This window comes from Enterobacter cloacae complex sp. 342H5, assembly GCF_050030905.1.
GTDB classification, from domain to species: Bacteria; Pseudomonadota; Gammaproteobacteria; order Enterobacterales; family Enterobacteriaceae; genus Enterobacter; species Enterobacter intestinihominis.
In genome coordinates this window covers 2,424,269-2,437,506 of record NZ_JBLGVB010000001.1, presented here as the reverse complement: position 1 = coordinate 2,437,506, position 13,238 = coordinate 2,424,269, and the positions used below count along the sequence as shown (strand labels likewise).

Genomic DNA, 13,238 nt, shown 5'->3' with positions numbered 1-13,238 from the left:
AGTAAAAACGGAGGTGAAAATGTCCGACCGTCCCGTTAATGGTGACCATCCTGATTATAATCCCAGCCCGGATAACCCGGAAAAGGATGGAAGAAAACCGAAAGATGATCCTGGCTCAGCGCCTGAATCAGGCGATAAAGATCCAGAGTAATGACCAGCCGCCTTTACGAAGGCGGTTTTAAAACCCATTACGGCCTCGCTATGCGCAACGCTATTCACGATATTCCGATACCCGCTCAGAACCCCCTGTTTTGCCGGACGAGAAGGTGAGATAAAGCACCGATCTCATCCCCGCGTTCCAGCACGTTTTACAGTTCTCCTGCTACGCTTTTGAGGGGGACAAGGGAGCGCTTCTATGAAAAATAAAGACGAACAGACAGGATTAGTTGGGCTGGCGATTGGTGCCGCCGTTATCGGGCTGGTTTCAGCGCAGAAGATCATCAACCGTGAAAGTATTGTCGATGAGCTGGTGAGGCTCGGCAGGCAGAAGGGGGATGGTGTCGAAGATGAGGTCTTTTTAAAAGCGGCTGAGTTAGTGAGAAAAGGGGTATAAGCGATGGCTGAAATTCGTCATGCACAGTGTCATTGTGGGGCGGTGAAATTTACTGTTGAGCTGACGGACGGCCTGAATACCGCACGGCGATGTAGCTGCTCGTTTTGCAGGATGCGCGGGGCAGTAGTGGTTTCCGCGCCGTTGACGGGTATTAAGGTGACGCAGGGCGCGGACACGCTCACAGAGTACCGTTTCAACACCGGCACGGCGCGCCATTTCTTCTGCTCGGTTTGCGGTATTTACACGTTCCATCAACGACGTTCCAATCCCAATGAATATGGTGTGAATGTCGCCTGTCTGGAAAATGTTACGCCATTCGACTTCCCGGAAGTGGCGGTAATGGATGGGATAAATCACCCTATGGATGGCGACAGCGGGGTAATTGGCTATCTCTCTTTTCGCAAAGAACAGGCGAAACAGAGATAAAATTAGCCCGCAGATCGCTGCGGGCTAACGGGATTAGAACTGGTAAACCAGACCTAACGCTACGATGTCATCCGTACCGATGCCATTGTTTTTGTAGAATGAATCATCTTCATCCAGCAGGTTGATTTTATAATCAACATAGGTGGACATGTTTTTGTTGAAATAGTAGGTAGCACCGACGTCAGCGTATTTCACCAGGTCTTTATCGTCCTGTCCATTGCCCAGATCTTTACCTTTGGACTGTAAATAGGAAACAGCCGGACGAAGGCCGAAGTCAAACTGATATTGTGCGGTCACTTCAAAGTTCTGGGTTTTATTTGCAACCGCATCTGCATTGTCGCCGTACGGCGTCATATTGCGGGTTTCGGAATACATTGCAGCCAGGTAAATGTTGTTGGCATCGTATTTGAGGCCTGCGGTCCATGCATCCGCAGTATCACCGCCCGCAGTAGTGTAATTTACCTGATCGTTAGTACGGTCAGATGAAGCATATGCCGCGCCTGCGCTGAAGCCCATGCCGAAATCGTAGGTTGCGGAGATACCGTAACCGTCACCATTTTCATGACGTGTATCACGACCGTTGTTGGTCCCTTCATTGGTAGAGCAGAAATTCTCATCGCAGTTATTACCTTCATTATTACCCTGATACTGCACCGCGAAGTTCAGACCCTGCACCAGACCAAAGAAGTCGGTGTTACGGTAGGTCGCCACGCCGTTTGCACGACCGGTCATAAAGTTATCGGCATAAGTATAAGAGTCGCCACCAAATTCTGGCAGCATATCGGTCCAGCCTTCTACGTCGTACAGGACGCCATAGTTACGGCCGTAATCGAAGGATCCGTAGTCGCCTACCTTCACACCCGCGAAGGCCAGACGCGTCCAGGACTGATTGTCAGAGCCTTCGGTGTTGTTTGCCTGAATGTTGTATTCCCACTGCGCGTAACCGGTCATCATGTCGTTGATTTGGGTTTCACCTTTGAAACCCAGACGCATATAGGTTTGGTCGCCATCTTTTGACGCATCGTCAGAGAAATAATGCAGACCATCTACTTTGCCATACAGATCCAGTTTATTGCCGTCTTTATTATAAATTTCAGCTGCGTGAGCGGCTCCAGCCATTAACAAAGCGGGGATCATCAGTGCCAGTACTTTTCTTTGCATTTTGATTATTCCTTTGCAGTTATTTTTTTATTGCTTAGTGAACTTTCCGGGCTGGAAAGCTGTCCCATGCTAAATCACACAGAGGGCTGATGAATAAAATATAATTGTTACGGGTTGAGTAAAATCTAAAGCAAATGATGCGTTTGAAATAACAATTGATGCCGTGAATTAATCGTTATAATCGATACAAAATAAAAATTATTAATTAAGTGGTAAAGAAGGTATTCTCCATGGCGTTATATGCCTTTAAGATTTTTTCATCCATAATTCACGTGAATATTGTTCAGAACGTTGAGGCAATTTTCACCGAACTTCTGGATTAGCCCGGTGCACGTGCATCGGGCTTTTTTATGGCAAAAAAATGCCCGGACAAGCCGGGCATAACGGTTATTCGCTGGTTGATTTTTCCGCTTTCCCCGCCAGCTGTGCAAGGAAGTCATAACGCTTCTGAAGATCCGCTGCCGCGTCCCTCCATAGCTGCTCTGCTACTTCTGGTTGTTGAGCGTTCAGCCTGCGGAAACGCTGCTCCTGAAGTAAGGTTTCGGCAAGGGCGTCTGAAGGCGGACGGGAATCCAGCGCCAGCGGTAATTTTCCTTCATCGGCACGGCGCGGGTCAAAGCGGTACAGCGGCCAGAAGCCGGTTGCGGTAAGCTGACGCATCTGGTCGTGGCTAAGCGCCAGATCGTAGCCATGCTCCTCACACGGGCTATAGGCGATGATCAGCGACGGGCCAGGATACGCTTCCGCTTCCTGAATGGCTTTCACCGTCTGGTTAAGCTGCGCGCCCAGCGAAATCTGAGCGACGTAGACGTGTCCATACATCATCATGCTGACGCCCAAATCTTTACGCGCCTTACGTTTGCCATGCTCACCAAATTTCGTGACCGCACCCAGTGGCGTTGCTTTCGAGGCCTGTCCGCCGGTGTTGGAATAACACTGAGTATCAAGCACCAGAATGTTAACGTTTTCGGTGAGGCTCAGGACGTGATCAAGACCACCGAAACCAATATCGTAGGCCCATCCGTCGCCACCGATCAGCCAGATAGATTTTTCAACCAGCGCGTCAGCATCGGTCAGCAGTTGTTCAGCCCCTTCAACACCCTGAAGCGCGTGGCGCAGTTCAGCAACCTGTGCGCGACGAACGTCAGGCGTGGCCTCCGCATGCAGGGCGTCATTCAGCTCTGCCGGGATTTTATCGGCAAACTGTTCCAGCAGACGCATTACGCGGGCGCGGTGCTGATCGACCGTCAGGCGGAATCCCAGACCAAATTCTGCGTTATCCTCAAATAACGAGTTTGCCCAAGCCGGGCCGCGGCCATACGCGTCGGTGGTATAAGGCGTGGACGGCAAGTTCCCCCCATAGATTGACGAGCAGCCCGTCGCGTTGGCAATCAGCATCCGGTCGCCGTAAAGCTGGGTAAGCAGTTTGATGTACGGCGTTTCACCGCATCCGGAACACGCCCCGGAGTACTCGAAGAGGGGGGTGATGAGCTGCGAGGTACGAATGTCAATACGTTCCAGCTTGTTGCGATCGATTTCGGGCAGGTCGAGGAAGAAGTCATAATTCACTTTCTCTTCTTCAACATGTTCCAGACGCGACATCATATTAATGGCTTTGATTGAGGGATCCTGACGATCTTTCGCCGGGCACACCTCGACGCACAGGTTACAGCCGGTACAGTCCTCTGGTGCCACCTGAAGAACATATTTCTGGCCACGCATATCACGGGATTTTACATCCAGCGAGTGCAGACTTTCCGGTGCGTCCGCCATCGCTTCTGGCGACACCACTTTGGCGCGAATGGCCGAGTGCGGGCAGGCCGCCACGCAGTGGTTGCACTGGGTGCACAGCTCTTCTTTCCAGATAGGGATCGCTTCGGCAATGTTGCGTTTTTCCCAGCGGGTCGTGCCCATCGGCCAGGTGCCATCAGGCGGAAGCGCAGAGACGGGAAGAGTGTCGCCCAACCCGGCAAGCATCGCCGCCGTAACGGTTTTGACGAAATCCGGGGCAGCGTCAGACACCACTGGCGGCCGGTTCGGGCTGCTGGTATTGACCGGCTGCAACGGCACCTCGAACAGCGACTCGCGGGCCAGCGCCAGCGCCTGCCAGTTGCGCTCAACCAGCTCCTGACCTTTGCTGCTGTAGCTTTTGGCTATCGCCCCCTGGAGCTCCATCAGCGCGCTGTCGCCCGGCAGAATATTGGTCAGGTGGAAGAACGCCATCTGCATAACCGTATTGATACGCGCGGCCAGGCCGCACTCGCGGGCGATCTTCGCGGCGTTAATGACATACAGGCGCGCCTGTTTCTGGTTTAGCACCGCCTGGACTTCCTGGGGCAGTCGTGCCCAGACCTCATCGGTGCTATACGGAGTGTTGATCAGGAAAATACCGCCGGGCTTCAGGCGCTCGGCCATCTGGTATTTATCGATAAACTGGAGCTGATGACAGCCAACAAAATCCGCCTGAGAAATCAGGTATGCCGAGCGGATTGGATGTTCGCTGACGCGCAGGTGCGAGACGGTCAACCCGCCCGCTTTTTTGGAATCGTAGACGAAATACCCTTGCGCATACCACGGCGTGGAGTTACCGATAATTTTGATGTTGTTCTTGGTCGCCGAGACGCTGCCGTCGCTGCCCAGACCGTAGAACAGCGCTTCCAGTTTCGCATTCGAGGGCAGGGTGTTTTCCGGCAAAGGGAGAGAAAGGTTAGTCACGTCATCATAAATGCCGACCGTAAAGCGCGGCTTCGGTTTTGCCTCGCGCAGTTCAGCAAATACGGCCAGGACGCACTCCGGCCCGAACTCTTTGGAAGACAAACCATAACGCCCGCCAATGACGCGCGGCAGCGTTTCGCGTTCACCGTGATTAAACGCCTCAGCCAGAGCGGTCATAACATCAAGGTAAAGGGGTTCAGCCTGCGCGCCAGGCTCTTTGGTGCGGTCAAGTACCGCCACGGCACGCGCGCTTTCCGGCAGGGCAGCGAGCAGATGTTTCGCAGAGAATGGACGGTAGAGGCGAACTTTTAGTACGCCAACTTTTTCACCACGCGTAAGAAGCTCATCGACCACCTCTTCACAGGTGCCGATGGCGGAGCCCATCAGGACGATCACGCGCTCGGCCTGCGGATGACCGTAATATTCAAATGGCTTATATGCGCGACCCGTCGCAGCGGCAAAATCGTCCATCGCCTGTTCGACGTGCTCATATACCGCGTTGTACCACGGGTTTGTCGCCTCGCGGGACTGGAAATAGGTATCCGGGTTGGCAGAGGTACCCCGGATCACCGGATGTTCCGGATTGAGGGCCCGAGCGCGATGGGCATCAATGTCAGCCTGCGGCAGCAGGTTCAGTATGGTGTCATCCGGCAGCGGAACGATTTTATTGATCTCGTGAGAGGTGCGAAAACCATCGAAGAAATGAATAAATGGCACTCGACTTTTCAGCGTGGCGATATGCGAAATCAGCGCGAAGTCCTGTGCTTCCTGCACGCTGCTGGCGCAGAGCATAGCGCAGCCGGTCTGACGCACGGCCATCACGTCTGAGTGGTCGCCAAAAATAGAGAGCGCGTGTGTGGCTACAGTACGTGCGGCGACGTGCAGGACAAACGGCGTTAATTGTCCTGCCAGCTTGTAAAGCGTGGGGATCATCAACAGCAGCCCCTGAGACGAGGTGAACGAGGTCGACAGGGCACCGGTCTGCAACGCACCATGCACGGTGGCAATGGCGCCGGCTTCGGACTGCATCTCAACAACCCGCGGGACATCGCCCCAGACGTTTTTAACCCCATTACCAGCCCAGGCGTCAGCCTGTTCAGCCATCGTGGAGCTTGGGGTGATGGGGTAGATGGCGATAACTTCGCTGGTGCGAAACGCAACAGACGCGACTGCACCATTGCCGTCAATAGTTTGCATAGGACAACACCCTTACATTGCGCAAAAATGAAGGGCCTGTAAAACGATGACAGACCCTGAATATTATCTGTGTATTTTAGCAAAGCTCAGGTTTTACGATTTTCGCTTTTGTGTCCTTGGGATGCGCTGTATCAATGACTGGATGGCTATTCGCGATAAAAAATTGCGAGAAATTGTTACCAGAGCGCATAAATACGCACATCCACTCTCGACGATGCGGCGCGTGATGCCTATTATGCATAGGTTTCGCTTTAACTATGGGGAGGAAGGTATGCGTTCTGCATTTTGGGTCGGATGTGCCGCGTTACTGTTGTCGGCATGCAGCAATGAACCTGTACAGCAGGCGACAGCGGCACACGTTACGCCAGGTATGCGAGCGGCTATGTCCAGTTCAGGCCAGGCCAACTGCGCAATGATCGGAGGGTCACTCTCCGTTGCCCGTCAGCTCGACGGCTCCGCTATCGGCATGTGCGCGTTGCCAAACGGCAAACGCTGTAGTGAGCAGTCGCTTGCCGTAGGATCGTGCGGAAGTTACTGAGTTATTCAACTCGCTTAAACATTAAAGACTTATTGGCTGTCGCCAGCGTTAACTGGTCTTCGGTCAGGTCTACCTGAGCGCCTGTGCGTAGCATATCGGCGAGGGTCTGATCCAGTTCATTAAGCTGCGGCTCGGTGCAGAGTTTCCGCGTCATTGCCAGCGTTTTGACCGTCAACTCTCCTTCGGACAATTTTCCCTGGCCGTTGAAGCCGTTGCACATTGTGCCGGAGACGGCAATGTTGTTAATCAGGCTGATACTGGGCTGCGCGCTGAACCGAATTTCAGGCTGCGTTTTCAGGCCCTTAACCGCTTTGCCATCAACGTTTTCCAGCACGAAACGGTGATTCTCTAACTGATCGGTCTGAACGGAGGCTTTACCGGGATTAACGCATCCAGCCAGTGCGAGGCTGATTAAACTTACTGCCGCGAGCTTTTTCATTTTTCTTCTCAAACTATCAATGCTGTAAATATTTTTTCAGTGTAACCATACCCTCCAGGGTGTTAATGGGGTTTATCTGAAAGTGCGAGATAAGGACCGGGCGGCAACGCACCCGGTGAGTGTATTAGTGCGATTTAAATCCGGCTGCGGCCATCAGCATTTTAAAGAGCATACTTACGCAGGCCAGTGCCAGGACGCTGCCGCCCCAGATGATGGCAAGCCACATCAAACGTTTCCATACTGGTTGTTGCATCAGTGATAACCCTCCCCATGCTGTACTTTTCCGCGAAAAACGTAATAACTCCAGAAGGTGTAGACCAGAATCACAGGAATGATCAACAGTGCGCCCACCAGCATGAAGCCCTGGCTTTGGGCTGGCGCAGCGGCCTGCCAGAGGGTAATGTCCGGCGGGATGATATGCGGCCAGATGCTGATCCCAAGCCCGCTAAAGCCAAGAAAAACCAGCCCTAACGTCATGATAAACGGCAGAGTATGGCTCGCAGGATCGTTCAGGCAGCGCCACTGGCACAGACTCAGGATCGCAACCAGCGCAGGAACGGGCAGCAGATAAAACAGATTCGGCAGCGTAAACCAGCGCGCAGCAATGGCTGGTTGGGCGAGAGGGGTCCATATACTGATTACCGCAATGAATACCTGAAGCAGGAGCAGAAGCACTTTCGATACCTGACGCATCCGCTGTTGCAGGGCATTTTCACTTTTCATTACCAGCCACGTTGATCCTAACAGTGCGTAAGCCACCACAAGACCCGCACCGCAGAAAAGATTGAACGCGGTAAACCAGTCAAACGGACCACCGCTGTAAGCGCGACCGGTGACGCTGAATCCGTGGATGACCGCGCCGACGGTGATGCCCTGGCTGAAGGCCGCCACAATTGACCCGCCAATAAAAGCCTTATCCCAGAACGGGCGGTGCGCCGGAGTCGCTTTGAAGCGAAATTCGAAGGCGACGCCACGAAATATAAGCCCGATCAGCATTATTGTCAGTGGAATGGTTAGCGCGTCGATGATCACCGCATAGGCGAGAGGAAAGGCGCCAAACAGGGCCGCACCGCCAAGCACCAGCCAGGTTTCGTTGCCGTCCCAGACGGGAGCCACGCTGTTGACCATTACGTCGCGATCGTCCGCATTCGGCGTTACCGGAAACAGTATGCCTATCCCCAGATCAAAACCGTCCATCACGATATACATCAACGTGGCGAAAACGATAATCACGAACCAGATAATGGAAAGATCGATACCCATTACGGTTACTCCTTGAATTCAGTGGTGACGGCAGAAAGCGGACGAGCAGGGCGGCCATCGGATTCAGACGCGAAGGATTCATAAGGCTGCGGCCCTTTTTTAATCAGACGCACCATATAGCTGTAACCCACGCCGAACACCGCGGTATAAACCATGAAGAAGGCCAGCAAGCTGATGCTCATGTGCAGATCGCCATGTGCGGAAACCGCATCCTTCGTACGCTGTAGCCCATAGACGACCCAGGGCTGGCGGCCGACCTCCGTTGTTACCCATCCGGCGAGGATCGCGATCAGCCCGGACGGCCCCATCAGCAGGGCAAACCACAGGAAGGAACGTGAGGTGTAGAGGCGCTGTTTGTAACGCAGCCAGACCGCCACCATGCCCAGGAAGAGCATCAACATCCCTAAACCGGCCATGATTCGGAAAGACCAAAAGACAATGGTGGCGTTCGGGCGATCGTCTTTTGGGAACTCCTTCAATGCCGGAACCTGTTTATCGAAACTGTGGGTCAGGATAAGGCTGCCGAGAGCGGGAATTTCAAGGCTAAAACGGGTCCGTTCCTGATCCATATCCGGCCAGCCAAACAGCAGCAGTGGAGTAGGCTCACCCGGCGAATTCTCCCAGTGGCCTTCAATGGCGGCTATTTTCGCGGGCTGGTGTTTTAAGGTATTAAGCCCGTGCATATCACCCACCAGTGCCTGAACAGGGGCTACGATCAACGTCATCCACAACGCCATGGAGAACATGGTGCGAATGGCAGGCGTGTTGTTTCCGCGCAGCAAATGCCAGGCCGCGGAGGCTCCGACAAACAGTGCACTGCTGAGAAATGCCGCTATCGACATGTGCAGCAGGCGGTAAGGGAAGGAGGGGTTAAACACCACGGCAAACCAGTCCACCGGAACGACCTGACCGTTGATGATTTCATACCCTTGCGGTGTATGCATCCAGCTGTTTGACGAGAGGATCCAGAACGTAGACATGAGGGTCCCCAGTGCCACCATGCAGGTCGAAAAGAAGTGCAGCCCCGGCCCGACCTTATTCCAGCCAAACAACATTACTCCGAGAAACCCCGCCTCAAGGAAGAACGCGGTAAGCACTTCATAGGTCAGCAGAGGGCCGGTAATGCTGCCCGCAAACTGCGAAAACCCGCTCCAGTTGGTGCCAAACTGATAAGCCATCACCAGGCCGGAGACCACGCCCATCCCAAAGTTGACGGCGAAGATCTTCGACCAGAAATGGTACAGCGAACGCCAGACGGGGTTTTTTGTTTTCAGCCACAGCCCTTCCAGCACGGCGAGATAGCTCGCCAGGCCAATGGTTATCGCCGGAAAAATAATATGAAAGGATACGGTAAAGGCGAACTGTATTCGCGCAAGATGAAACGCATCGAAACCAAACATGCAAAACTCCGCAGTGCAAAAAATTCGATGCCATTCTAAGCTTTGCCAGGTCTGGGTTGCAGAGACAGACCGATGTTATTTATCTATAACAGTTTTCTTGACGGTCTATGTGAAACTTGTATCGGGCGGTAATATTACCGCCCATGTTAACGCTCACTTTCGTAACGCCCAAAGGTAGATCAATACGGCGTTAAGCAGAAAGGAAAAAATAAAAAGTAATAATGTGTAGCTTTCACTCCATTCAAGTTCAGTTACAAATCCAAAATGTCTGGTGTAGAGGTGATAAAGTAAAACATCCGGCATGATGTAGCATACCAGCGAATAAATAATGAAAAGCATCAATGTTTCGACCACCCACGTAAGGGCATGTTTTCTTGCATTCATCAATATACCTGTATGGTGCCAAGTGCATTTAATCCAGCAGCGACTTTTATTGTGCCGGACGCCAGTAGTCCATGCATTAATATTCTGAAGTGAGCATGGTTTGGTAATGTGATGCATCCATTACTAATACCGGACTGTCCCGCAGGGTGTAGACGAAAAGATCCTCGCTCAACTCTGTTGATAAAGGTTGTATCGTCAATGTGATTATCATGACGATAAAGAGCAAACCAAAAATCACGGTTCGATCCGCTTTCAAACTCTTTGATAACATCATGCCAGTGGGTAGCTAACCCACCTCGAGGACGTGTAACGATATAATAGAGTCCGGGTGGTAATGGCCCTACCTCAGGCGTTGAAACGGCATCAGGATTGTTTCTGTTGTGACCTGAGTTTCCTGAATATGCGGGGAAAAAACCCAGGCCAGGACAGCTCAGCGTTGAAAGTTGTCCCCCGTTTAAATGAAAAGTACATCGAATCATCTGTCTTTCCATTCATCAGAGAAGAGAATATTCCCGTCGCAATGCTTCCAGGTAATCTTTTCGTAGCGAAGTGCGATACTTTCGAGATGGTTATGTTTTTCAGTCGCGGGATTTTTTATATCATGCATGAGTGGGCAGATAGAGACAACTTTCACGTTCTCCAGTAGCATGTTGAAGTATTCGACCTCCTGGCCTGCATTATTGATATAATACCACTTAAACTCAGCGCTTTTTAAGGTTTGTCCTTTTGCTACTGCTTTGTACAAATAGGGGCTTGAGCTGTCGAACTCTTTTTCAAAATTAAGTGGGCTATGAATACGGGTACCTGTGATCTTACCGGTCATGTTGTCGGTAGGGAGATACAGGCCGTGCCCAAAACTCAAAATTTCGATACTTCCCTCACGATTTACAACGTCGACAGAGCCCTTAATATTCGCGCCACCGTCATCTTTTAGCCAGAGGTATGCTGGAATTGCCATCCTATAGTTCCTTTTTTCTGAGTGAATCTGAAAAGTTAATACCTCTGTTGAACCAACCAGATAGGCATAAAATGCCATATAAAACAATTATATTTCAATGTGTTATATGTTGGTGCTTCGAAATCGGTTTCTTGAATAATCAATGAAGCTGTAGACAATCTTGAATAAAAAATTTCTTTTTATGATTTTTACGCATTAAACAGCTTGCTTTGTCGCCAGCAACATGCGTTAATGGATTTCTGGTTTTGAATCCAAATAAATATCTGACGTAGTTTTATAAAGCAGTTCTCATCACGTTGTGCCTCTCCGCAGCCTCTCTTGGGTCTTTATCTACATTCCGATTAGTTTTGTATCGAACCAACTTTTGCCTGATCGGCTCATGAGTAATTTACGTTTTTACGTTTACAGGAGAATCCTATGACTTCTTATATCCATTTCCGCTGCCCATGCTGTCATGGCTCGCAGTACCGCACCTCAGCTTTTGATGTGTCTGACAAAAATCCGTTCGGCGCAAAATGCATTTTCTGCAAATCGTCGATGATCACGCTCGACCACCTGGCCGCAGCGCGTTCTGCTCAGAATCACATTACTGAGTACCGCAAGTAATCTACCGCGTTTCCCATAACAGTTAGCAAATTCTTCTCTTTTTCTCCTGCTGATATACACTGTCAGCAATAAGGAGAATCTGATGAAAAAATACCAGCGTCTGGCGCAACAAATTATCTCGCAGATTGAGCTTGGCGTATGGTTGCCGGGCGATAAGCTGCCTTCTCTGCGAGAGCAGGTGGCAAGCAGCGGCATGAGTTTCATGACCGTGGGCCACGCGTATCAGATGCTGGAAAGTCAGGGGCGCATTGTTGCCAGACCGCAGTCAGGCTATTACGTTGCCGCCCGTCCGACCACACACCAGCCAGCACCGCCCGCGCAGGTGATGCGCGATGAAGTAGTTGACATCAACACCTATATCTTCGACGTGCTACAGGCCAGCCGCGACCCCTCCGTTGTTCCTTTTGCCTCGGCATTTCCCGATCCGCGCCTGTTCCCGCTTCAGCAACTCAACCGCTCGCTGGCTAATGTCAGTAAAACGGCCACGGCCATGAGCGTGATTGAAAACCTGCCGCCGGGTAACGTCGACTTACGTCATGCCATTGCCCGTCGCTACGCTCAGCAGGGGATGAATATCTCCCCGGATGAAATTGTGATCACCGCGGGCGCGCTCGAAGCACTCAACCTTAGTTTGCAGGCTGTCACTGAACCAGGTGACTGGGTTATCGTTGAAAACCCCTGTTTTTATGGCGCACTCCAGGCACTTGAACGTCTGAAACTGAAAGCGCTGTCGGTTGCTACTGACGTGCGTGAGGGCATCGATCTCAGTGCCCTTGAGCAGGCGTTAAATGATTATCCGGTGAAAGCCTGCTGGCTGATGACCAACAGTCAGAACCCGCTCGGCTTCACGCTGAGTGCAGAGAAGAAAGCTCAGCTGGTGGCCTTATTAACCCGGCATAACGTCACGCTGATTGAAGACGATGTTTACAGCGAACTCTACTTTGGCCGCGAAAAGCCGCTTCCGGCAAAGGCCTGGGATAAGCAGGATATGACGTTGCACTGCTCCTCATTCTCCAAGTGTCTGGTGGCCGGTTTCCGTATTGGCTGGGTGGCGGCGGGAAAACATGCGCGCCGTATTCAGCAGTTACAGCTGATGAGTACGTTATCCACCAGCTCCCCCATGCAGCTGGCGCTGGTGGATTACCTGGCGACCAAACGTTACGACGCCCACCTTCGTCGCCTGCGGCGCACGCTTGCTGAACGCAAACAGCAGGCCTGGCAATCGCTTTTGCGCCATATGCCTGCTGGCGTCAAAATCCATCATAACGACAGCGGCTACTTTTTATGGCTGGAACTGCCTGAACAGCTGGATGCGGGGCAGTTGAGTGAAAAGGCATTAATTCATCAAATCAGCATTGCGCCCGGCAAAATGTTTTCCACCTCCAATATCTGGACACCGTTTTTCCGTTTCAATACCTCATGGGGATGGGGCGAGCGGGAGGAGCAGGCGGTCGTCCAGCTGGCGGCGTTAATTCGCGAAATGATGCTGCCCCCAGTCACACCTTGATGAAAATTCCTGAAGCGACATGATGCGCGGTCTACCTTTAGTAAGGGAGTGCGGATTGGTGACGTGACGTTGTCACTCATCGACCCGCCAG

At 52.0% G+C, this 13,238-nt stretch carries 14 protein-coding genes; 6 read left to right on the top strand and 8 right to left on the bottom strand.

Annotated elements, in window-relative coordinates:
- Window positions 1-19: 19 nt before the first annotated feature.
- The 3 genes from ACQG03_RS11715 (at window position 20) to ACQG03_RS11705 (ending at window position 979) form a co-directional block, all read left to right on the top strand.
- The gene (locus tag ACQG03_RS11715) at window positions 20-151 is read left to right on the top strand and encodes a hypothetical protein (RefSeq protein WP_255248590.1); all 132 of its coding nucleotides are present in this window, start codon (window positions 20-22) and stop codon (window positions 149-151) included.
- Window positions 152-355: 204 nt separating this feature from the next.
- Window positions 356-553 carry a hypothetical protein gene (locus tag ACQG03_RS11710; protein ID WP_022648260.1) on the top strand — a complete coding sequence of 66 codons (198 nt, stop codon included), beginning with the start codon at window positions 356-358 and terminating at the stop codon, window positions 551-553.
- A gap of 3 nt (window positions 554-556) precedes the next feature.
- Window positions 557-979, top strand: coding sequence for a GFA family protein (locus tag ACQG03_RS11705; RefSeq protein ID WP_023300213.1), 423 nt, complete (start codon window positions 557-559; stop codon window positions 977-979).
- A 33-nt stretch (window positions 980-1,012) separates the two neighbouring features.
- Here ACQG03_RS11705 and ompC read toward each other — a convergent pair whose 3' ends face one another.
- The gene (ompC, locus tag ACQG03_RS11700) at window positions 1,013-2,140 is read right to left on the bottom strand and encodes a porin OmpC (RefSeq protein WP_022648258.1); all 1,128 of its coding nucleotides are present in this window, start codon (window positions 2,138-2,140) and stop codon (window positions 1,013-1,015) included.
- Between the two features lie 387 nt (window positions 2,141-2,527).
- Entirely contained in the window at window positions 2,528-6,052 is a 3,525-nt protein-coding gene (gene nifJ, locus ACQG03_RS11695) for a pyruvate:ferredoxin (flavodoxin) oxidoreductase (RefSeq protein WP_063163001.1), read from the bottom strand.
- A gap of 271 nt (window positions 6,053-6,323) precedes the next feature.
- Here nifJ and ACQG03_RS11690 point away from each other — a divergent pair, with 271 nt between their 5' ends.
- Window positions 6,324-6,590: a putative hemolysin gene (locus tag ACQG03_RS11690; RefSeq protein ID WP_003856935.1), complete on the top strand. Its 267-nt coding sequence runs from the start codon at window positions 6,324-6,326 to the stop codon at window positions 6,588-6,590.
- A 1-nt stretch (window position 6,591) separates the two neighbouring features.
- On the opposite strand, the gene hslJ is transcribed toward ACQG03_RS11690, so the two are convergent.
- From hslJ to ACQG03_RS11660, 6 genes are all read right to left on the bottom strand, one after another.
- Window positions 6,592-7,029 carry a heat shock protein HslJ gene (gene hslJ / locus ACQG03_RS11685; RefSeq protein ID WP_023300211.1) on the bottom strand — a complete coding sequence of 146 codons (438 nt, stop codon included), beginning with the start codon at window positions 7,027-7,029 and terminating at the stop codon, window positions 6,592-6,594.
- Between the two features lie 124 nt (window positions 7,030-7,153).
- A complete protein-coding gene (locus ACQG03_RS11680; RefSeq protein WP_017693358.1) occupies window positions 7,154-7,282 on the bottom strand; it encodes a DUF2474 domain-containing protein in 129 nt (42 codons plus the stop codon).
- Window positions 7,282-8,292 carry a cytochrome d ubiquinol oxidase subunit II gene (cydB, locus tag ACQG03_RS11675; protein ID WP_023306358.1) on the bottom strand — a complete coding sequence of 337 codons (1,011 nt, stop codon included), beginning with the start codon at window positions 8,290-8,292 and terminating at the stop codon, window positions 7,282-7,284. The genes ACQG03_RS11680 and cydB overlap by 1 nt, the downstream gene beginning before the upstream one ends.
- A 5-nt stretch (window positions 8,293-8,297) precedes the next feature.
- Entirely contained in the window at window positions 8,298-9,692 is a 1,395-nt protein-coding gene (locus tag ACQG03_RS11670; protein WP_063163002.1) for a cytochrome ubiquinol oxidase subunit I, read from the bottom strand.
- A gap of 383 nt (window positions 9,693-10,075) precedes the next feature.
- Window positions 10,076-10,555: a DUF2778 domain-containing protein gene (locus ACQG03_RS11665; RefSeq protein WP_072053791.1), complete on the bottom strand. Its 480-nt coding sequence runs from the start codon at window positions 10,553-10,555 to the stop codon at window positions 10,076-10,078.
- Window positions 10,552-11,034 carry an Hcp family type VI secretion system effector gene (locus tag ACQG03_RS11660; protein ID WP_063163003.1) on the bottom strand — a complete coding sequence of 161 codons (483 nt, stop codon included), beginning with the start codon at window positions 11,032-11,034 and terminating at the stop codon, window positions 10,552-10,554. Before ACQG03_RS11660 ends, ACQG03_RS11665 begins: the two co-directional genes overlap by 4 nt.
- Window positions 11,035-11,451: 417 nt before the next feature.
- Between ACQG03_RS11660 and ACQG03_RS11655 the strand changes: the two genes are divergently transcribed.
- Both ACQG03_RS11655 and ACQG03_RS11650 read left to right on the top strand, forming a co-directional pair.
- Entirely contained in the window at window positions 11,452-11,640 is a 189-nt protein-coding gene (locus ACQG03_RS11655) for a hypothetical protein (protein ID WP_017693360.1), read from the top strand.
- Between the two features lie 82 nt (window positions 11,641-11,722).
- Window positions 11,723-13,147, top strand: a complete 1,425-nt coding sequence (locus ACQG03_RS11650; protein WP_063163004.1) for a PLP-dependent aminotransferase family protein — start codon at window positions 11,723-11,725, stop codon at window positions 13,145-13,147.
- Window positions 13,148-13,238: the final 91 nt, after the last annotated feature.

What these genes read in the sequence shown, in the direction of transcription:
- ACQG03_RS11715 (WP_255248590.1), top strand. Translation starts at nt 20, where the DNA reads ATGTCCGACCGTCCCGTTAATGGTGACCATCCTGATTATAATCCCAGC.
- ACQG03_RS11710 (WP_022648260.1), top strand. Translation starts at nt 356, where the DNA reads ATGAAAAATAAAGACGAACAGACAGGATTAGTTGGGCTGGCGATTGGT.
- ACQG03_RS11705 (WP_023300213.1), top strand. Translation starts at nt 557, where the DNA reads ATGGCTGAAATTCGTCATGCACAGTGTCATTGTGGGGCGGTGAAATTT.
- ompC (WP_022648258.1), bottom strand. Translation starts at nt 2,140, where the DNA reads ATGCAAAGAAAAGTACTGGCACTGATGATCCCCGCTTTGTTAATGGCT.
- nifJ (WP_063163001.1), bottom strand. Translation starts at nt 6,052, where the DNA reads ATGCAAACTATTGACGGCAATGGTGCAGTCGCGTCTGTTGCGTTTCGC.
- ACQG03_RS11690 (WP_003856935.1), top strand. Translation starts at nt 6,324, where the DNA reads ATGCGTTCTGCATTTTGGGTCGGATGTGCCGCGTTACTGTTGTCGGCA.
- hslJ (WP_023300211.1), bottom strand. Translation starts at nt 7,029, where the DNA reads ATGAAAAAGCTCGCGGCAGTAAGTTTAATCAGCCTCGCACTGGCTGGA.
- ACQG03_RS11680 (WP_017693358.1), bottom strand. Translation starts at nt 7,282, where the DNA reads ATGCAACAACCAGTATGGAAACGTTTGATGTGGCTTGCCATCATCTGG.
- cydB (WP_023306358.1), bottom strand. Translation starts at nt 8,292, where the DNA reads ATGGGTATCGATCTTTCCATTATCTGGTTCGTGATTATCGTTTTCGCC.
- ACQG03_RS11670 (WP_063163002.1), bottom strand. Translation starts at nt 9,692, where the DNA reads ATGTTTGGTTTCGATGCGTTTCATCTTGCGCGAATACAGTTCGCCTTT.
- ACQG03_RS11665 (WP_072053791.1), bottom strand. Translation starts at nt 10,555, where the DNA reads ATGATTCGATGTACTTTTCATTTAAACGGGGGACAACTTTCAACGCTG.
- ACQG03_RS11660 (WP_063163003.1), bottom strand. Translation starts at nt 11,034, where the DNA reads ATGGCAATTCCAGCATACCTCTGGCTAAAAGATGACGGTGGCGCGAAT.
- ACQG03_RS11655 (WP_017693360.1), top strand. Translation starts at nt 11,452, where the DNA reads ATGACTTCTTATATCCATTTCCGCTGCCCATGCTGTCATGGCTCGCAG.
- ACQG03_RS11650 (WP_063163004.1), top strand. Translation starts at nt 11,723, where the DNA reads ATGAAAAAATACCAGCGTCTGGCGCAACAAATTATCTCGCAGATTGAG.